The organism is Thalassobacter sp. (assembly GCF_982993085.1).
In genome coordinates this window covers 26,520-43,983 of the sequence record NZ_CEZFMW010000003.1, presented here as the reverse complement: position 1 = coordinate 43,983, position 17,464 = coordinate 26,520, and the positions used below count along the sequence as shown (strand labels likewise).

The following is a 17,464-nucleotide window of genomic DNA, read 5'->3' as shown; positions in this document are numbered from 1 at the left end:
CCAGTGGGATCAACCGGTCATCATGGGGAGAGGGCCAAATGCGTTCTGGAACCATTGACCGGACAATACGGTTGAGATTTCGGCTTTTGCTGCCATTTTGCCGCGCATGTCCGGTTGAAAGGCCCAAAGGCCAGTGGAGATGCCATCGTGTGTGCCCAAAACGTCGGGTGCCCAGCCTAAGCGTTTGTAAATACGGGGCATTCTAGCGTCAAATACCCCAACTGAATGGGATAGGTTCATGCCAATTCCAAGCTCGGCAGCGCCTAACATCAAAGCCGCAGCAGTATTTGGGGCGGCGTCGGGAGCAAGGCAAAACCGAGTACATTCCCAGATCAAAGGGCTGCGAATGGTGACGCCGTCGGTAAGGTGGTTAAATACATCGGCGGTCATATTGTCGCCGGTGGTGGGCAGAAACCGCATGGATCCGCCATGCGTGCCGTCCGATTTTTCCCAAATCAGGTAAAGCGGGTTCATCGCGTCATATTGATCAGTTTCCCAGCCTTTTTCATCGACGTTTACATCCCACTTGAGGCGATCGCGGAATTGCGTGGCGCGGTCACGGAACATGGTATCGGTTAATGTAGGAAAGGTGGCGAGTTCGGTGGCGTAGAGATAGCGGATCATTTTGGAGCTCCTGTCGTCCTTGATAGGGACGAGGAGCTAGGGTCGCGCAGGTTAACGGTTTCCTAGCGCGCGCGAAGACAAAGATCGCGCAACCGCAGTTGCTCAGAGGCAGATGAGCCCCCGCAAAAGTGCGTTTGCTACAGCGTGGGTTGTGTTCGCGGCACCTAACTTGAACCGGGCGGATTCGATATAAACCCGTAACGTATGCTCTGAAATCTTCAGCCGCTCAGCAGCTTGAGATCGATTCATGCCAGCCGCCAAAAGCGTCAAAGCGTCTGTTTCTCGCGGGGACAATGACTGCCCGGCTTTGATTTCGTCGCTTCCCTCCATCGCGAGGGCACGTTCATTCATGTAGTGGGCAGCCAAGATCAGTTCGTGCATATATTCAGTTGTGAAGGAGGCCCATTGTTCATCACTTGCTTTGTGGTTCACGGTGAACAGGGCGAACTGCCCGGAAGGACCGCGGATGGGAATTGAAAACCCTTGGTTGCCCAAACCCGCAGTAATTCCATCGCCAAGCAAGGTGCGCGCACTTTTGTGCGACCAGTCAAGACGTTTCCAATCCACAGGAGTAAAGCGTTGGAAACAACCTTGCACCACGGGATCAATCTTTTCGAAACCTTCCGCAACATAATGATCGACCCAACTGGGGTCATAAGTCAGCGCGGCGTATTGCTGACCGGTGGACTTAACCGAGTGATAGACGAGGTGTTCCACCTCATAGACATCGCGCAAGCGGACGACTGACGACTGAAGGTCATCAAGACTTGAGGCCTGAGTGAGGCTGTCCAGAAATGTTTCTAGTCGTCGCGTCATACACCACAGTTCCATTTTGGCGGTGCGGCGCGTTCTCCGCGAGCTCTGCCGCAGCCACGAGTACTGTGTCATCGAGGTGTTCAGCCAATGATGGTAGCTCGTTAAGATGCGCAAATGCCCGCAGGTCGGTCAGCACGTCAATAATCCAGTCTTTCGACATCACCAGAGTCCCCTTTGAATGGTTAACGGTTGGTAAAGACGACACTACCATTCGACGCTTTTCCGTGAAATTCGCGATAATTCCCTCCCCAGAAATAGTGAGGGGGGGCAAATTAAGGCTCAGAAATCGCTCAGACTGTGTTTCGCAACGCAAATGGCCCGCGCAAATCTCTTTGCGCGGGCCATGCTTCGTAGTGATTCTAATTAAGCTTTTGGGCCAGCTTCCAGCACGTCTTCTAGAGTGCGCAGCCCGGTCTTGGGGGCTTGGACCAAAACGGACATATTGCCAGGCTTATGCTCATTGCGGAGCATTTTCATGTGCGCCTCGGGCAGGTCGTCCCATGGGAACACCTCGGACATGCATGGATCAAGACGACGCTCGACCATCAGGTTGTTGGCTGCTGCCGCTTGCTTCAGGTGCGCAAAGTGCGACCCTTGAAGGCGCTTTTGATGCATCCACATGTAACGCACGTCGAATGTGCAGTTGAAGCCCGTGGTGCCGGCACAGATGACAACCATACCACCCTTTTTGCACACAAGGTTCGAGACAGGGAATGTGCTCTCACCGGGGTGTTCGAAGACCATGTCGACGTTCACGCCCTTGCCGGTGATGTCCCAGATGGCCTTGCCGAATTTGCGCGCCTCTTTGAACCACACGGCGTATTCAGGAGTATTAACTGTGGGCATCTGACCCCAGCAGTTGAAATCGCGACGGTTGATCACGCCTTTGGCGCCAAGCCCCATGACGAATTCACGCTTGTCTTCGTCGGAAATCACACCGATGGCGTTGGCGCCTGCCGTGTTGATCAGTTGGATCGCATAAGACCCAAGACCGCCAGACGCTCCCCACACCAGAACGTTTTGACCGGGCTTCAGGTCATGAGGTTCATGGCCGAAAAGCATGCGGTAGGCTGTGGCCAGCGTCAGCGTGTAGCACGCGCTTTCTTCCCACGTCAGGTGCTTGGGGCGTGGCATCAACTGCTGCGCCTGCACCCGTGTGAATTGCGAAAACGACCCGTCAGGCGTCTCATAGCCCCAAATCCGCTGGGTGGGAGAATACATCGGATCGCCACCGTTGCATTCCTCATCGTCGCCGTCGTCTTGGTTGCAGTGAACCACAACTTCGTCGCCAACTTTCCAGCGCTTTACCTTGTCACCGACGGCCCAAACGATGCCAGACGCATCCGACCCGGCGATGTGGTAGGGTTGTTGGTGGCCGTCAAAGGGGCTGATCGGCTGGCCAAGGGCTGCCCACACGCCGTTGTAGTTGACGCCCGCAGCCATCACGAGAACGAGAACCTCGTTGCTGTCTAGAGTAGGGACTTCGACGACTTCTTTGAGCATGGCTTTGTCGGGATCGCCATGACGCTCGCGACGGATCGCCCAGGAATACATTTGCTTGGGCACGTATCCCATGGGAGGCATCTCACCCATTTCGTACAGGTCCTTTTGCGGCGCGTCATACACAGCCAGTTCGGCGTTCGTGTCCAAAGCCATACTCCATCTCCACTTAATTCTCAGTTGCCGCGTCGCAGAATCGCATCCACGCTGCGTTGCAACATGAAGTAAACTCGGCCGCGCAATAATGCAAACTTAATTATGTCTTTTCGGTAATTTTATGTCTTAGGTCTGCTCTTGAGGCATCTGATACTGCGTCAGCAGCCCCTTTGGGCAGCATATTCGCGTAATAATGCAAAAGCCGCGCTTCCTTTTCGGTGGCCTGCAGCAATCCGTCATGCGTTTCCACGATGCCGCGCAGCGTGAGTGCGCGCAGACCAACCTCTGCCGCATATGCCATGTCCGTGCGCGGAATATGCACGTGGCTGCCTGTTTCCTGAATTTTAGCGAGATACCCTTCAAACGCTTCATGCAGCTCAGACAGGGGCAAAGGTGCGCGATCGCGAATGACCGACGCCATGATGGGCACGGGCAAAACCGGTAGGATATGGTCAATCCGCCCCATTAGCTCCTTTGCAAGGGCCTCGGCGGTGTTCTCGCTATCGCGTTCTAGAAATGCCGTTAATGATAGGGGCGCGCCAAAGCTGACCGCGGCGTAGCCAAACCGGTGGAATCCTCCTCGCAGGCGCAGCAGGAGGTGCAGATAGAGGTAACGCAAAATCATGATGGGCCGTAGCCGAAAGCGCCGGGTAGAGCCGTTTGAGGCGTCCTTTGCACGAGTCAGAACACGGTCTTCAATCACGCGGTCGTAGTTAAGTCCTACAGGTACAAACACCACTTCGCGGCTCTGCCCAGGGGTGAAGCCCGCAATCACATAGCTTAGCAGGCCCAGCTTGGGTGCCCCCAAATTGCCATCCATGCTCAGGCGACCCTCGGGGAACATTGCTTGGGTCACGCCGCCTTCGGTGGCCATTTGCACATAGCGGGAAAGGACTTTGCGATAGAGCGGGTTCAGTTGACGCCGACGTATGAAATAGCCACCCAAAGCGCGGATCAACTGTTGCAAGGGCCAAACACGCGCCCATTCGCCCACCGCATAGGCCAGTGCGGATCGTTCTGCCGCAAGCCAGGTCACCAACACATAGTCCATATTAGATCGATGGTTGATCACGAAAATGACGGTAGCGTCGGGGTCGACTGCGCGCAGGGCTTCTTCGTCGAAATAGCCAAGCCGTACACGGTAGAGCGATTTGGATAGCCATTTAGCGGCACGGATCGCGAAGCCGAAATAGGTAAAGGCAGAAAACCCCGGCACAATTTCGCGCGCGTAGCGCTGGGCTTTTTCAAAGGCAACCTGCTCGGGAATGTTGTTTTCTGCTGCATGTTCCGCGATGGCGCGGGCAACCTCTGGATCATAAGACAGGCGCTGGATCGTATCGAACCGGCGCGCCAGTTTGAATGGTTGGATTGGCCGTTCTAGCCGCGTGTTCAAACGCTCAACCGCACGCTCCAGCCGACGCCGCAGAAACCAGCGGACCGATGGCAGCAGGATTTTGTCCAATGCGGCGATAAGGGCCAAAAGGCCAGTGAGCACGATGGCCCAAACGGGGATTGCGACGGTGTCAAACATGGTGGCGTTCACCCTGACGTGTTTTTGTGCGGTGGTAAATGGTGGGTGCAGAGTGCAATGCCGCAGCGCAGCGATTGACAGCGTTATATTCTGTCGCATAATAAGGTTTCAGCGGAATAAAATGTCCGAAACTGATTCAGGAGCTCCCCATGTCCGACGCACCAGCCGTGAAAAAAGACCGTCCTTGGCTGTTTCGGACGTACGCAGGGCACTCCACAGCGTCAGCGTCCAACGCGCTTTACCGATCGAACCTTGCGAAGGGGCAGACAGGCTTGTCCGTTGCTTTCGATTTGCCGACCCAGACAGGGTACGACAGCGATCATATTTTAGCCCGTGGTGAGGTTGGTAAAGTTGGTGTGCCTGTGAGTCACTTGGGCGATATGCGCACGTTGTTTCAGGATATTCCGCTGGAGCAAATGAACACGTCGATGACGATCAACGCGACGGCGCCATGGCTGTTGGCGCTGTATATCGCCGTGGCGGAAGAGCAAGGCGCTGACGTGGCCAAGCTACAAGGCACTGTGCAAAATGACCTGATCAAAGAATACCTTAGCCGTGGCACTTACATTTTACCGCCTGTCCCATCGCTCAAGATGATCGCGGATGTGGCCGATTATTGCTACACCAACGTGCCGAAATGGAACCCGATGAACGTATGTTCCTATCACTTGCAAGAGGCGGGTGCGACACCAGAGCAGGAGTTGGCCTTTGCGTTGGCGACTGCGACTGCTGTGTTGGATGAACTGCGCCCGCGCGTCCCGGCTGATGACTTCCCGACGCTTGTTGGGCGAATTTCATTCTTTGTGAACGCAGGTATCCGTTTTGTGACCGAGATGTGTAAGATGCGCGCCTTTGTCGATCTGTGGGATGAGATTTGCCGGGAGCGTTATGGTGTTGAAGACCCCAAGATGCGCCGTTTTCGCTATGGCGTTCAGGTGAATTCGCTGGGCCTTACGGAGCAGCAGCCAGAAAACAATGTGTACCGGATCTTGATCGAAATGCTGGCGGTGACGCTTTCGAAAAAGGCACGTGCGCGGGCAGTGCAGTTGCCCGCTTGGAATGAGGCCTTGGGCCTGCCACGCCCATGGGATCAGCAATGGTCCCTTCGGATGCAACAGATTTTGGCGCTGGAAACGGACCTATTGGAATATCCTGACCTGTTTGATGGGAACCCCGCAGTAGACGCCAAAGTGGAGGCGTTGAAAGACGGCGCTCGGGCAGAATTGGCCAATCTGGATGCGATGGGCGGTGCTGTTGCCTCGATCGAATACATGAAGTCCCGCTTGGTTGAGAGTAATGCAGATCGCCTTAACCGGATCGAGCGTGGCGAGACCGTCGTCGTCGGTGTGAACAAGTATGAGCAAGGTGAGCCTTCGCCATTGGTCGATGAGGAAGGCGGGATCATGGTCGTTGATCCAGCCGTCGAGCAGGAGCAGATTGACCGCTTGAACGCATGGAAAGACATCCGCGATGCAAACGCCGTTGAGGCCGCACTTGCGGACCTGCGGACAGCCGCACAAAATGGGGAAAACGTTATGGGTCCCTCGATTGCTGCTGCAAAAGCAGGTGTGACCACGGGCGAATGGTCCGGCGTGATGCGCAAAGTGCATGGTGAATATCGTGGTCCCACGGGCGTCTCCCGCTCGGTGTCCAACAAGACCGAAGGTTTGGATGACTTGCGTGCGGCGGTTGATGCCGTCAGCGACAAGCTTGGTCGTCGGTTGAAGTTTCTGATGGGCAAGCCGGGCTTGGATGGGCATTCAAATGGGGCGGAGCAGATCGCCTTCCGCGCCCGTGATTGCGGGATGGATATCGCGTATGAGGGCATTCGGCTTACGCCAGAGCAGATTGTAAAAGCGGCCCTCGAGGATGAGGCACATGTGGTTGGCCTGTCGATCCTATCGGGTTCTCATGTGCCGCTGATCGCGGATGTGATGGACCGAATGCGTGCAGCAGGTTTGGGTAACGTGCCTGTTGTCGTCGGCGGGATCATTCCTGATGAGGATGCTGAAAAGCTGCGATCCTTTGGCGTGGCGCAAGTCTACACGCCCAAAGACTTTGAGCTGAACCGGATTATGCAAGATATCGTCACTTTGGCAACGCCCGAACCTGTCGCTGCCGAGTAGGCTTGCGCCCCCGTGCTGCGCATGGCACGCAAAAGCATGGGTTCAGGCCTTCCATATGCGCGCCCCGGTCAGGTGATCGGGCTGTTGGGCGGGTCATTTGACCCGGCTCACGCAGGGCACGTGCATATCACGCGTGAGGCGTTGAAACGTTTTGGTCTCGATCATGTTTGGTGGCTGGTCACACCGGGAAATCCGCTAAAATCACGTGGCCCAGTGTCGCTGGAAACACGATTGACCCACGCGCGCGGCTTGATGCAGCATCCTCGCGTAAAGGTTACGGATATTGAGGTGCAACTGGGCACTCGCTACACGGCCGAAACCATCGCGGCTTTGCAATTGCGCTATCCGGGGGTGCGTTTCGTTTGGCTGATGGGTGCTGATAATTTGGCACAGTTCCATCGCTGGGAGCGGTGGCATGAGATTATCGAACGTGTCCCGCTAGGGGTGCTGGCACGGCCCGGTGACCGGATACCAGCACGGACATCAAAGGTTGCGCAACTGTATTCGAAATATCGCGTGCGCAAGCGCAATGCCTTTGGGTTGGGGCATCATTCCGCCCCGGCATGGAGCTTCGTCAATATCCCCATGCAACGCATTTCAAGTTCTGAAATCCGCAAAAAAGGCGAATGGGGCTAGTGAGTCCAGACGCCGCGGCGGTTGGTTGCAAAGTTTTCACCGTATCCGCCTGCGCGCACATTGGCGGCTCTGGCTTTTGGTTTTTGCACGACATAGTCGAGCCCCTTGGACTTTGCGTAGGCCTCGGCGGCTTTTTGGCTGTCGAACGTTAGTTTGACTTGGGACTGAGTATCGGACGACGAGGTCCACCCCATCAAAGGGTCCACTTCGCGTGCCGATGCGGGCGCGTATTCCAAAACCCAAGACTTTGTTTTCGCGGTGCCGGATTGCATTGCGGTTCGTGCTGGGCAGTAAATGCGTGCGCGCATGGGAAGCTCCTGTCGTCGTTGCACTTCTTATCCTCCACATCGCACATCCGCGCAAGGGATCACGGGCAATCCGAGGCGGCATGTCACTGTTGATGTAGGGAGAGTGATTGTCAGTCGGGCTCGAGGGAGCGAGGGGTGGGGTGGGTGGTACGACCCCGACCGACAATCGATCTGCTGCTTGCCCGTTAACCATAGACCTATCTAAAAGTTAGGTCGAGTATTTTTTCACCCTTAAGTTGTAACAACTTTCCTAAAATTTGACTTAGTTTCACAAGGCGCAGAAATTGCACGCATAAATAGGATTTCCTTCGTGAATTTAGATGAAATGGCACCAATCTATGACCTTGAATTGCGCTACGATCGCCTCAATTTGGGAGTCGTAAGAGGAATCATGGCATGACCGATGTAACGATTGAGGCTCCCCGCGCGAAGCTTGAGGGGGGCAAACGCTTTGTGATGGCGACTGAGTTCTCTCCGGCAGGGGACCAGCCGACAGCCATCAAAGAGATCAGCCAAGGCGTTTTGTCGGGCGAGCAAGATCAGGTTCTGCTTGGCGCGACAGGCACGGGCAAAACGTTTACGATGGCCAAGGTCATCGAAGAAACTCAGCGTCCGGCGATCATTCTGGCCCCCAACAAGACGCTTGCCGCCCAGCTTTATGGTGAGTTCAAAGGCTTCTTTCCGGACAACGCCGTCGAGTACTTTGTCAGCTATTATGACTATTACCAGCCTGAAGCCTACGTTGCGCGCTCGGACACTTACATCGAGAAAGAAAGCCAGATTAACGAACAGATTGACCGCATGCGTCACTCTGCGACGCGTGCGTTGTTGGAGCGTGATGATGTGATCATTGTGGCGTCGGTGTCGTGTATCTACGGTATCGGCTCGGTCGAGACGTATGGCGCCATGACCATGGATTTGGTTGCCGGTGATGAATACGATCAGCGCAAAGTCATGGCGGACCTGGTGGCGCAGCAATATCGGCGCAACGATGCAGCGTTCCAACGTGGCAGCTTTCGCGTTCGTGGGGATAGCCTTGAGGTGTGGCCTGCGCACCTTGATGATCGTGCTTGGAAGTTATCGTTCTTTGGGGACGAATTGGAGGCAATCACTGAATTTGATCCTCTTACGGGTGCAAAAACCGGCTCATTCGATAAGATACGTGTTTACGCCAACAGCCACTACGTGACCCCGCGCCCGACTATGCAACAGGCCGTTAAGGGCATCAAATCTGAACTGCAAATGCGGCTCGATCAGCTGGTGGGTGAGGGTAAGTTGTTAGAGGCGCAGCGCCTAGAGCAACGCACTAAATTCGATCTTGAGATGCTAGAGGCCACGGGTGTTTGCAATGGCATTGAAAACTACTCTCGCTATTTGACGGGCCGCGCCCCCGGTGAGCCGCCCCCCACATTGTTCGAATACATCCCGGATAATGCGATTGTCTTTGCCGATGAATCCCACGTTTCCGTGCCCCAAATTGGCGGCATGTACAAAGGTGACTATCGGCGCAAATTCACCTTGGCCGAGCACGGTTTCCGCCTGCCGTCGTGTATGGATAACCGCCCTCTCAAGTTTGAGGAATGGGACGCGATGCGGCCCCAATCGGTCTTTGTTTCTGCCACACCGGCGGCATGGGAGATTGAACAAACAGGCGGTGTGTTTACTGAACAAGTGATCCGACCCACAGGCCTATTGGACCCGTTGGTGGAAATCCGACCCGTTGATATGCAGGTGGATGACCTGTTGGATGAGGTGCGTCGCGTAACAGCGGCAGGTTACAGGACGCTGGTGACGACGCTGACCAAGCGCATGGCCGAAGACTTGACCGAGTACATGCATGAGCAGGGTATTAAAGTGCGTTACATGCACTCTGATATCGATACGATTGAGCGGATCGAAATTCTGCGCGATTTGCGGCTTGGTGCATTCGACGTGCTGATCGGGATTAACCTACTCCGAGAGGGCTTGGATATTCCTGAATGTGGGCTGGTCGCAATTTTGGATGCCGACAAGGAAGGCTTTTTGCGGTCTGAGACGTCGTTGGTCCAAACCATTGGTCGCGCCGCGCGGAATGCGGATGGACGCGTGATCATGTATGCGGACCGGATCACCGGCTCAATGGAGCGCGCCCTGCGCGAAACCGAGCGACGCCGTAACAGGCAGATGGCCTATAATGAAGAGCACGGCATCACACCTGCGACCGTGAAAAAGAATGTCGAGGACGTGTTGGCTGGGCTCTATAAGGGCGATGTCGATATGAACCGCGTCACTGCAACGGTTGATACGCCGATGGTCGGTGCGAACCTTCAAGCGCATTTGGATGGGCTGCGCGTGGATATGCGCAAGGCGGCTGAGAACCTAGAGTTTGAAGAGGCGGCGCGACTGCGCGATGAGGTGAAGCGGCTTGAGGCTGTGGATTTGGCAGTGTCAGATGATCCATTGGCGCGTCAGTCGGTGATTGATAAGGCTGTCGCGGATGCCACTAAAATGTCTGGACGTTCAACTGCTGGTCGGCCCGGACAGCGTGGCGGGGTGAAACGCCGTAGCAAATAGCGACGTGAGCTAGCGGCGTATGAGTGCGGCAGCCGTGCCCGCGATCAAAATGACTGCGAGGCCGATCCATGTCAGTGCATCGGGCAGAGTGGCGAATACGATCGCACCTAGCGTGGTTGCTGCAACAATTTGAAAGTAGACAAAAGGCGCCAACGCGGATGCAGTTGCGCGCCCATAGGCTACGATCAATAGCATGTTCCCAGCTGCGGAAAATCCAGCGGATAAGAACGTGAGGCCGGCGACAGGTGCCGAGAATTCCGGTAAAGCAGGCAGGCCAATAGGCGCTAGGAGGATGCTGCCGACCAGCAGCTGGCTCAAAAGCAAATGCGGGGCGGGGGCCACGGGTGCGAGCCACTTTGCGGTCGTTAAAAATGCGCCATAGAACACGCCGGCTTGAACGGCGAATAGTAAGCCAACACTCATATTGGGGCCGGGTTGAACCACCAGTAAAACGCCAATGAAACCAAGGATCACGAGTAGAAATCGCTGAAGTGAAAACGGCTCGTTCAGGAGCCAAACAGAAAGTATGTAGCTGACCGCGGGGCCAATAAAAAAGGCGCCAAAAACGCTCGCGATGGGTTCTGTTTTGAGGGCGGTAAGAATGCTTAGGATGCCGCCCGCGATGAGCCAACCACGGAGCCAGATGCGCCAGTCCAGCATCAATTTTAGGGGTGGCACTTGGCGGAGCATGATGAACGCGAGAGTGGCGCCAAGGAAAAAGCGGCTCCAAGCGATGAAGCCAGTGTCGACGGCGTACCACGCCATGAGCAGTTTGCCCGCCGTGTCCCCCATGGGAATGAAGGACATGCCAAGCAGCATAAGCCCAACTGCGCTTAGTGGAATTCGTGCATTCATAACGCAGCCGTATCAGGCGTAGGGCCACACGCAAGACCATGATTTCGGGTGGTGGGGCGGTGCTTTTCGTTTAGTGTAGGGACTTCGACACGAGGGCTTGTCTATGGACCGACGTTTCTTTTTGCACGGGCTGCTCGCAGGTGTGGCGGGGCCTGCATTGGCTAACGGCCCGGCGCAGTCGGTTCGACCTGTGATGCGACCCGACGGGGCGTTGCCCAGTGCGCAGGAGCTGGTACGTGCATCCAAGCTGTCTGGGCAAACGTCGCTGGTTTTTTCTGACCTAAAAGATGGGCGAATTCTGGCGTCATCTTCACCCCTGCGCGCCCTTCCACCGGCGAGTGTGGCAAAGGCTTTGACGGCGCTTTATGGATTGGAACGATTGGGTTCAGCGTTCTGTTTCGAAACGCAGCTTGGCTACACAGGCAAGATAATCGATGGCCGGCTGGACGGCGATCTGGTGCTGCTTGGGGGCGGTGATCCGACCCTCACGACTGATGATTTGGCCAATTTGGCATCACAAGCCAAGGCCGCTGGTCTGCGCGAAGTCACTGGGCGTTTGCTTATTTGGGGCGGGCGTTTGCCGCAGAGCGATATGATTGATGCAAGCCAGCCTGATCATGTGGGCTATAATCCTGCCGTTTCGGGAATGAATCTGAACTTTAATCGCGTGCATTTCGAATGGCGGATGGCCCAGTCCGGGTATGAGATTTCGCTACAGGCGCGAGCTGCGCGCTATCGGCCAAGTGTGCAGACTATTGCTATGGATGTCGTGGATCGCTCTGCCCCAGTATTTGCCTATCAGGACATGCCTGAGCGCGAGCAGTGGTCAGTCGCAAGAGGCGCGCTTGGCAAAAAAGGGGGGCGCTGGCTGCCGGTTCGAGTGCCAATTGCTTATGTGGCGGATGTTATGACAACGCTGTTGCGATCACATGGCATTGTCGTGAAGGGATATGCCGAAGCCACATCGTTGCCATCAATAAAGGTGCTTGCGACAGTTCAAAGCCGACCCTTGGAAGAGATCTGTGCGGACATGTTGAAATACTCTACCAATTTGACAGCAGAGTGTGTGGGATTGACGGCGTCGGGTGCATTAAACCTGCGGCAAAGCGCGAAGGCTATGTCCGTGTGGGTTGAGCAAGAATTTGGTACGGGTCACGTCGATCTTGTGGATCACTCGGGGCTGGGGGATGCGAGCCGAGTTGCGGCGCGAGATGTTGTGAGAGTTTTAGCATCGGACAAAGCACAACGCCGATTGCGCCCGATTTTGAAGCCTTTCAAATTGCGCGACAGCGAGGATGGCGCGGAAGCATATGATGTGCAGGCAAAAACGGGAACGCTGAATTTCGTCAGTGGCTTGGCCGGATACGCGGATGTGTCTGGCAACCCAGAGAGCTCTGTCGCATTCGCCATATTCTCTGCGGATTTGCCAACGCGAAGGCAACTCTCCAAAGCGGAGCGTGAACGGCCCCCCGGTGGGCGGACTTGGTCGCGCCGGGCGCGGGTCTTGCAGTCGCGCTTAATCCGCCGGTTTGGTGCCATACAATGAGTAATCGTCCCAAGATCGTTTTGGTTGCGCCCGAAATCCCCGGAAATACGGGCGCGATTGGCCGAACCTGCGTCGCCCTTGATATGGAATTGATCCTGATCAAACCTTACGGTTTCGAATTGTCCGACAAAACTGTCCGTCGTGCGGGACTGGACTATTGGAAGCATGTCGACCTGACTGAGTTTGATACATGGGAGCAGTTCGCTGCGGTTCGGAAACCACCGCCTGATGTAACTTTCTTTTTTGAAGAGTTCGGGGCGCGATCGATTTACGATGTCGACTTTCCTGATAGTCCTTACCTTGTTTTTGGTAGGGAGACCAAAGGGTTGCCCAAAGATTTGCTAGTCGGCTCGGAACAGCAAGTCGTGAATTTGCCGATGCGATCTGAACATATTCGCTCCCTCAACCTCGCGAATACTGTAACCGCAGTGGCCTATCAGGTTTTACGCGGAGCGTTCTAGCGACCGCCCAATAGAACCAAGGCGTTGGCCGCTGGCGAATTGATCCCACTGCTTCCTTCAATCGAGCTGGATACCAAAAACCGTTGGATCAACAGCTCAGACCTTTCGGGGGTGGCTAAATCTGTTGGGTCGGATGTGCCCAAAACGCTTTCTGCACGAATTTGGATTTCTTCTAGCTGACGATCGATTGGTAGGCTCCCGAAGCTTGTGGGCAAGTTTAGAGCGCCTTCGAATACGGCCCTAAGTGGTGGTGTCCCCAAAATCGTGAACCACTTAGTCGTTTGCGAGGTTGAGGCTTCCGCAAGTTCTCCGATTTCACGACGCATGTTGAGCGCAAGTCGCATATCGTCGTTTGTCTGCCCAACAGCGGCCTCAAAACTACGGTCCGTAAATTTTGCTGCGATCTCGTTTGGAAATGTTGAGAGAGCGGTGTTGGGCGTATTAAAATCGCCAAAGCCGAACGCCTTTGCTAAGGCAAGATAACGTTTGTCCGACAGCTTATTTGCAAGCGCGTCATCATTAGTGGATCCGTCCTCTAGCACTTTTTTGATGAAGTACTTGTTGCCGATATCGTCATCGAGGCCAAAAGCGCCCAAGGCAACCCGTAGGAGGCGGAAGTCACCCACGAGTTGCTCAGGCGTTTTGATGTCGCCAATCTTTTCGCGAAAATAGTCAAGATCGCGTTTCGTTTGTCCACTTGCTGCATAAGTCTCTCTTTGTGAGTTTTCTGTACGCTGCAAGATTTGCCAGCCAGCGATTCCACCCACCGGAATGATGGGTTGAAATGTCATGACATCTGCACTGCCAAGAGCCGCTCTTCACGATCCAAGAGAGATCTGAGGGTCTTTAAGGCAGGATAATAGTTGGCTTCCACGAGGTGGCTGGTCGCAATCGCAAGGATCTCGCGGCTGTCAGGATCTTTGAAAACTTGGCTCAATTGCTCGACGCCCGTGAGTAACTGACGGCGCGCAACTTCGGTGTCGACGTCGCCTGATAAGATCAATTGGGTGATGTAACAAATACGCTTAACCGGCGTGTTGGCTTCTTCGGGATGGATGGCATCGCGCAGTCGCAGGATATTTGCGTTGGGCGAAACGATGTTGATACGCGATCGCCGCTCTCCGTTTTCGATGACGGCGCCATTGATCAATACGCGTTCACGAGGGCTGAGTTTTAGGACAAGACCAGACATTACGAGGCCTCCTGAGCGTTTAGGCCGCTCATTATTGCTGTGTTGATATCAATCAAAGGTTGGACGCTGGCGTCTTGTGAAAATACTTTGCTGCTATGCTGAGCAACAAACTCAGCCAAGTAAAATAAGCGCGCGCGAAGGTCTTTGGGCAATTGATTGTCATCATCTGCGACCAATGCTGCGATTTCGGTCCAGAGGCGTCTGTTATCGTGCATTGCGGCCGCTTTGTAGCCCAACGGCAGGCGTTTGCCGCTTTGGACTTCTGTCAGCATTTTGGTCACATGAGTAAATGCAGCAAACTCGATCCTCTTGGGGTCGTTGGTCAAAGCGTTCTGCGGGGCATAGGCTGATTTAGCGAGTGCGTGGGGGGTCACGGCGGGTTCTCCAATCTCGTGTACGTAGCTTAAGTGGGGCTGACGCGCCGTTGCGACGCGTCAGCGAGAGTTACGTGCTTATCTGAACAGCGAGAGGATCGACTGTGGTGCCTGGTTCGCGATAGAAAGCGACTGGGTCGCAAGCTGCTGCTGAACCTGAAGTGCCTGTAGGCGCGCAGAGGCCTCTTCCATGTCGGCATCCACCATTGAGCCAATGCCCGATTTTAGTGCATCGGTCATGTTCGAAACAAAGTTGGATTGCGTCTCAATACGGCCTTGTGCCGAACCAAAGCTTGCAGCGGCATCAATGGAATTTTGGATCAAGGTTTCAATATTGTCCAAAGCTGCGGTTGCGCCCTTGTCAGTTGTCACGTCTAGCTTGTCTAATCCGAACAGGCCGCCCGAGGCTTTGCCACCCTCTTGCGCGTCATCAGCAAGCGAGATGTTCGCGGCTGAACCCTCATAGTCGATCAGGACCTTCCAATCGTCACCTTCCTTCGCAACTTGTGTAGACACACCATTGACGGCTCCGCCATCAACAGCCGTCTTCAGGCCACGTGCGATGTCCTCCATGGTCTCACCCTTACCGGCGATGTAGTCGTAGTTCGTGCCGCCTAAGGTGATCCGATAGCTGTCACCTTCGTTAACTTGGGTCGTTCCGGTGAGCGTCACTTCTTCAGCTCGGCGGCTCAATTGGGTGGTGCCAGCAGCGCTGGTTGATGCGACGTCGAAGCTGTCATCTTCTTCGTTATCGACGACAAAGGTGTTTGCACCGCCAGCGTCAAATCCAACTTCAAACTCAGCAAAGCTGTTGGTGTTCGTGAGAGTCAGAACACCGGATGCATCACTTGCTGTGATGCCAGTCAGGTTTGCTGCGTTGATGGCTGTGGCAACGGCAGTTGCTCGTGCGGCTGCTGTGTTCGAATTATCGCTGAACTCGAGCCCTGCAAGGGTGATGGTATCACCGTCGGTGGCTGTACCTCCAAACGTGATATTCAATTGGTTCGCGCTGGCGTCTTTATCAATCTGAGTGTTCGAGCTGGTGATCGCACTGTTGATTGTTCCGCCGCCATTCCCGTAGGTGCCTGCTTCAGTCGTAAGATCACTCCGCGCCACGCTAATGCTACTAGATACAACGGTCCCATCGCTATTTCGATCCAGCGACGAAAGAATAGAAACATCGTCGGTCCCATTAACCAGATTGAGACCGTTGAACTGTGCAGCGTTTGTCACGGATTTAATCTGATCTCGTAGTGCACTGATGTCGTCCTGGATCGTTTCTCGTGGAACGTTACTTTCTTGAGCTGCAACAATCTTGGCTTTAATGTCTTGCAGAAGTTCGGTCGTTGTTTCAGCAGCTTGGCGACCAACCTCTACAGTTGATTGCCCCAAAGACAAGCTGTCAGAGATTGCTTTAAACCCCTTTACATCAGATTCCATAATTTTAGAAATAGCCCAAATTGCAGCATTGTCTTTTGCTGTTTCTACCGTCTTACCAGTCGAAATTTCTGCCTGTGTTTTGGCCAAGTTGGAATTTACAGATTTTAGCGTTTGCAGCGCAACCATCGCGCCATTGTTTGTCAGAATGCTAGACATTATTAACGTTCCCGTTTTGCGTACCGCTTTTGCGGTACAGTCAAAGATTCCACCCGCTCCATGCGTGTGAGATGATACGTCCTTCTGACGCGGTGGCGGCGTGCCACGCACCCTTCGATGCTTGGGTGATTATTGCGGAGTATTGCTAAGACTGTGCTAATCAAGCTGCTGAAAAAAATGCAGAATAATAAGAGTTTTCTTTAAAATGATCTCGAATTTAGTTGGCTTCGTCTTGCGTTCGCAACTGTAGATTTCTGACCGTTGGCGCCATAAGTAGACAAGGGATTGGAACCGCTATTCAATGCGCGTCGTAGCTTCCTTGCCAGCGCGACACCCTCTTTTGCCGCTATAAGTAACTTCGCGTTGTGTGCTGCCATTTTTTGAATTCGCGACAAATCGCTAGCGTTTCCGCTATCGCGAATTTCTAGAAGTATGCTCCATATTCTATTTTTAGCATCGTCTATTTGAGGTAAGTCTTGTAGTGCGCCTGCCATTAATAATTTCGCTTCAGCCTCTAGTAGGCTCTCGAGGCGTAGAAGTATCTGACTAAAATTCGCCATTACTTTTCTCTCGCAGCCAGAGATTTAAAAATATTCTCTGCAAGTCCAATACCACCTGTTCGCGTTATTTGTTTTGCAGTTTCTTGTAGGTGCATGGATGAAAACTGTTCTTCTCCAATGCCGCCACTGAATGTATTTTGAGTCGATCCGAGGCCAGAATGCTTTAACATTTCCGTAAGAAACGTTGTTTCTAGCTCAATGGAAAGCGCTCGGAGCTTTTCAGTATTGCTCGGTTGACCTTGAGACGTAACAAGAGATGTACCCAAAGGGTTCATGGCAATTACTCCAATTGATGTGATTTTCGTCATATTGACTGCTGTGAGTAAATAAATCGGTAACTACCGGCAGTTAAAAGCAATCTCATACGGAAGAAATCCGCATTGGAGAGACCATGGCCGATCTCAACGTAAATCCGTCCTTGGGTGCTGGGCGAAGCACAGTAGTGATAGCGCGTGGCGTATCGCCTGAACTGAAGGGTGAATTCGCTTTTGCTATGGCGAATGCGGACGACGACCTCGTCGTGGGTGCGAATTCACGTGAACCAGCCTCTGCGTCTAGCTTGAGCTTATGGGTTAATGATGGGCCTAAAGAGCCGAACGAGTTATCGGGTGGAGGGGCACCTACTGTTCC

17 protein-coding genes are annotated in these 17,464 nt (G+C 54.2%); 5 read left to right on the top strand and 12 right to left on the bottom strand.

Translation table 11 applies throughout. The features are described 5' to 3' along the window. Positions 1-9: 9 nt before the first annotated feature. The 5 genes from AC4GMC_RS01105 to AC4GMC_RS01085 all read right to left on the bottom strand — a co-directional run bounded on the left by AC4GMC_RS01105 (position 10) and on the right by AC4GMC_RS01085 (position 4,627). Positions 10-624, bottom strand: a complete 615-nt coding sequence (locus AC4GMC_RS01105; RefSeq protein ID WP_487876344.1) for an acyl-homoserine-lactone synthase — start codon at positions 622-624, stop codon at positions 10-12. Positions 625-726: 102 nt separating this feature from the next. Next, entirely contained in the window at positions 727-1,440 is a 714-nt protein-coding gene (locus AC4GMC_RS01100; RefSeq protein ID WP_487876343.1) for a helix-turn-helix transcriptional regulator, read from the bottom strand. After that, positions 1,385-1,600, bottom strand: coding sequence for a hypothetical protein (locus tag AC4GMC_RS01095; RefSeq protein WP_488082288.1), 216 nt, complete (start codon positions 1,598-1,600; stop codon positions 1,385-1,387). Before AC4GMC_RS01095 ends, AC4GMC_RS01100 begins: the two co-directional genes overlap by 56 nt. Positions 1,601-1,803: 203 nt before the next feature. Next, positions 1,804-3,096 carry a crotonyl-CoA carboxylase/reductase gene (ccrA, locus tag AC4GMC_RS01090; RefSeq protein ID WP_038007715.1) on the bottom strand — a complete coding sequence of 431 codons (1,293 nt, stop codon included), beginning with the start codon at positions 3,094-3,096 and terminating at the stop codon, positions 1,804-1,806. Positions 3,097-3,196: 100 nt separating this feature from the next. After that, positions 3,197-4,627: a 1-acyl-sn-glycerol-3-phosphate acyltransferase gene (locus AC4GMC_RS01085; RefSeq protein ID WP_487879128.1), complete on the bottom strand. Its 1,431-nt coding sequence runs from the start codon at positions 4,625-4,627 to the stop codon at positions 3,197-3,199. Between the two features lie 149 nt (positions 4,628-4,776). Between AC4GMC_RS01085 and AC4GMC_RS01080 the strand changes: the two genes are divergently transcribed. Together AC4GMC_RS01080 and AC4GMC_RS01075 are read left to right on the top strand one after the other, a co-directional pair. Then, a complete protein-coding gene (locus AC4GMC_RS01080; RefSeq protein ID WP_487876577.1) occupies positions 4,777-6,753 on the top strand; it encodes a methylmalonyl-CoA mutase family protein in 1,977 nt (658 codons plus the stop codon). 36 nt (positions 6,754-6,789) lie between these two features. Next, positions 6,790-7,389, top strand: coding sequence for a nicotinate-nucleotide adenylyltransferase (locus tag AC4GMC_RS01075; RefSeq protein WP_487876580.1), 600 nt, complete (start codon positions 6,790-6,792; stop codon positions 7,387-7,389). On the opposite strand, the gene AC4GMC_RS01070 is transcribed toward AC4GMC_RS01075, so the two are convergent. Continuing rightward, complete coding sequence (locus tag AC4GMC_RS01070; RefSeq protein ID WP_038007720.1) at positions 7,386-7,697, bottom strand: ETC complex I subunit; 312 nt, start codon at positions 7,695-7,697, stop codon at positions 7,386-7,388. The two genes, AC4GMC_RS01075 and AC4GMC_RS01070, sit on opposite strands and share 4 nt — an antisense overlap. Before the next feature lie 396 nt (positions 7,698-8,093). On the opposite strand from AC4GMC_RS01070, the gene uvrB reads away from it, so the two are divergent. Continuing rightward, positions 8,094-10,250 carry an excinuclease ABC subunit UvrB gene (gene uvrB / locus AC4GMC_RS01065; RefSeq protein WP_487876576.1) on the top strand — a complete coding sequence of 719 codons (2,157 nt, stop codon included), beginning with the start codon at positions 8,094-8,096 and terminating at the stop codon, positions 10,248-10,250. Positions 10,251-10,259: 9 nt separating this feature from the next. Here uvrB and AC4GMC_RS01060 read toward each other — a convergent pair whose 3' ends face one another. Continuing rightward, a complete protein-coding gene (locus AC4GMC_RS01060; RefSeq protein ID WP_487876575.1) occupies positions 10,260-11,057 on the bottom strand; it encodes a DMT family transporter in 798 nt (265 codons plus the stop codon). A 151-nt stretch (positions 11,058-11,208) separates the two neighbouring features. Between AC4GMC_RS01060 and dacB the strand changes: the two genes are divergently transcribed. Together dacB and AC4GMC_RS01050 are read left to right on the top strand one after the other, a co-directional pair. Further along, entirely contained in the window at positions 11,209-12,651 is a 1,443-nt protein-coding gene (gene dacB, locus AC4GMC_RS01055; protein WP_487876574.1) for a D-alanyl-D-alanine carboxypeptidase/D-alanyl-D-alanine endopeptidase, read from the top strand. After that, a complete protein-coding gene (locus tag AC4GMC_RS01050; protein ID WP_487876573.1) occupies positions 12,648-13,112 on the top strand; it encodes a tRNA (cytidine(34)-2'-O)-methyltransferase in 465 nt (154 codons plus the stop codon). Before dacB ends, AC4GMC_RS01050 begins: the two co-directional genes overlap by 4 nt. On the opposite strand, the gene AC4GMC_RS01045 is transcribed toward AC4GMC_RS01050, so the two are convergent. The 5 genes from AC4GMC_RS01045 to AC4GMC_RS01025 form a co-directional block, all read right to left on the bottom strand. Further along, positions 13,109-13,903 (bottom strand): DUF1217 domain-containing protein, encoded by a 795-nt coding sequence (locus AC4GMC_RS01045; protein WP_487876572.1) that lies wholly within the window; start codon positions 13,901-13,903, stop codon positions 13,109-13,111. The genes AC4GMC_RS01050 and AC4GMC_RS01045 overlap by 4 nt on opposite strands. Continuing rightward, entirely contained in the window at positions 13,900-14,304 is a 405-nt protein-coding gene (flbT, locus tag AC4GMC_RS01040; RefSeq protein WP_487876571.1) for a flagellar biosynthesis repressor FlbT, read from the bottom strand. Before flbT ends, AC4GMC_RS01045 begins: the two co-directional genes overlap by 4 nt. Further along, complete coding sequence (flaF, locus tag AC4GMC_RS01035) at positions 14,304-14,678, bottom strand: flagellar biosynthesis regulator FlaF (protein ID WP_487876570.1); 375 nt, start codon at positions 14,676-14,678, stop codon at positions 14,304-14,306. Before flaF ends, flbT begins: the two co-directional genes overlap by 1 nt. A 78-nt stretch (positions 14,679-14,756) precedes the next feature. Then, positions 14,757-16,274 (bottom strand): flagellin family protein, encoded by a 1,518-nt coding sequence (locus AC4GMC_RS01030; protein WP_487876579.1) that lies wholly within the window; start codon positions 16,272-16,274, stop codon positions 14,757-14,759. Positions 16,275-16,833: 559 nt separating this feature from the next. Further along, positions 16,834-17,142 (bottom strand): rod-binding protein, encoded by a 309-nt coding sequence (locus AC4GMC_RS01025; RefSeq protein WP_487876569.1) that lies wholly within the window; start codon positions 17,140-17,142, stop codon positions 16,834-16,836. Positions 17,143-17,464 lie beyond the last annotated feature (322 nt).

Bases quoted from the DNA above. Each gene is read 5' to 3' on its own strand.
- AC4GMC_RS01100 (WP_487876343.1), bottom strand. From the start codon at position 1,440: ATGACGCGACGACTAGAAACATTTCTGGACAGCCTCACTCAGGCCTCA.
- AC4GMC_RS01050 (WP_487876573.1), top strand. From the start codon at position 12,648: ATGAGTAATCGTCCCAAGATCGTTTTGGTTGCGCCCGAAATCCCCGGA.
- dacB (WP_487876574.1), top strand. From the start codon at position 11,209: ATGGACCGACGTTTCTTTTTGCACGGGCTGCTCGCAGGTGTGGCGGGG.
- AC4GMC_RS01060 (WP_487876575.1), bottom strand. From the start codon at position 11,057: ATGTCCTTCATTCCCATGGGGGACACGGCGGGCAAACTGCTCATGGCG.
- AC4GMC_RS01105 (WP_487876344.1), bottom strand. From the start codon at position 624: ATGATCCGCTATCTCTACGCCACCGAACTCGCCACCTTTCCTACATTA.
- AC4GMC_RS01030 (WP_487876579.1), bottom strand. From the start codon at position 16,274: ATGTCTAGCATTCTGACAAACAATGGCGCGATGGTTGCGCTGCAAACG.
- AC4GMC_RS01085 (WP_487879128.1), bottom strand. From the start codon at position 4,627: ATGTTTGACACCGTCGCAATCCCCGTTTGGGCCATCGTGCTCACTGGC.
- uvrB (WP_487876576.1), top strand. From the start codon at position 8,094: ATGACCGATGTAACGATTGAGGCTCCCCGCGCGAAGCTTGAGGGGGGC.
- ccrA (WP_038007715.1), bottom strand. From the start codon at position 3,096: ATGGCTTTGGACACGAACGCCGAACTGGCTGTGTATGACGCGCCGCAA.
- AC4GMC_RS01095 (WP_488082288.1), bottom strand. From the start codon at position 1,600: ATGTCGAAAGACTGGATTATTGACGTGCTGACCGACCTGCGGGCATTT.
- flbT (WP_487876571.1), bottom strand. From the start codon at position 14,304: ATGTCTGGTCTTGTCCTAAAACTCAGCCCTCGTGAACGCGTATTGATC.
- AC4GMC_RS01070 (WP_038007720.1), bottom strand. From the start codon at position 7,697: ATGCGCGCACGCATTTACTGCCCAGCACGAACCGCAATGCAATCCGGC.
- AC4GMC_RS01080 (WP_487876577.1), top strand. From the start codon at position 4,777: ATGTCCGACGCACCAGCCGTGAAAAAAGACCGTCCTTGGCTGTTTCGG.
- AC4GMC_RS01025 (WP_487876569.1), bottom strand. From the start codon at position 17,142: ATGACGAAAATCACATCAATTGGAGTAATTGCCATGAACCCTTTGGGT.
- AC4GMC_RS01075 (WP_487876580.1), top strand. From the start codon at position 6,790: ATGGGTTCAGGCCTTCCATATGCGCGCCCCGGTCAGGTGATCGGGCTG.
- AC4GMC_RS01045 (WP_487876572.1), bottom strand. From the start codon at position 13,903: ATGACATTTCAACCCATCATTCCGGTGGGTGGAATCGCTGGCTGGCAA.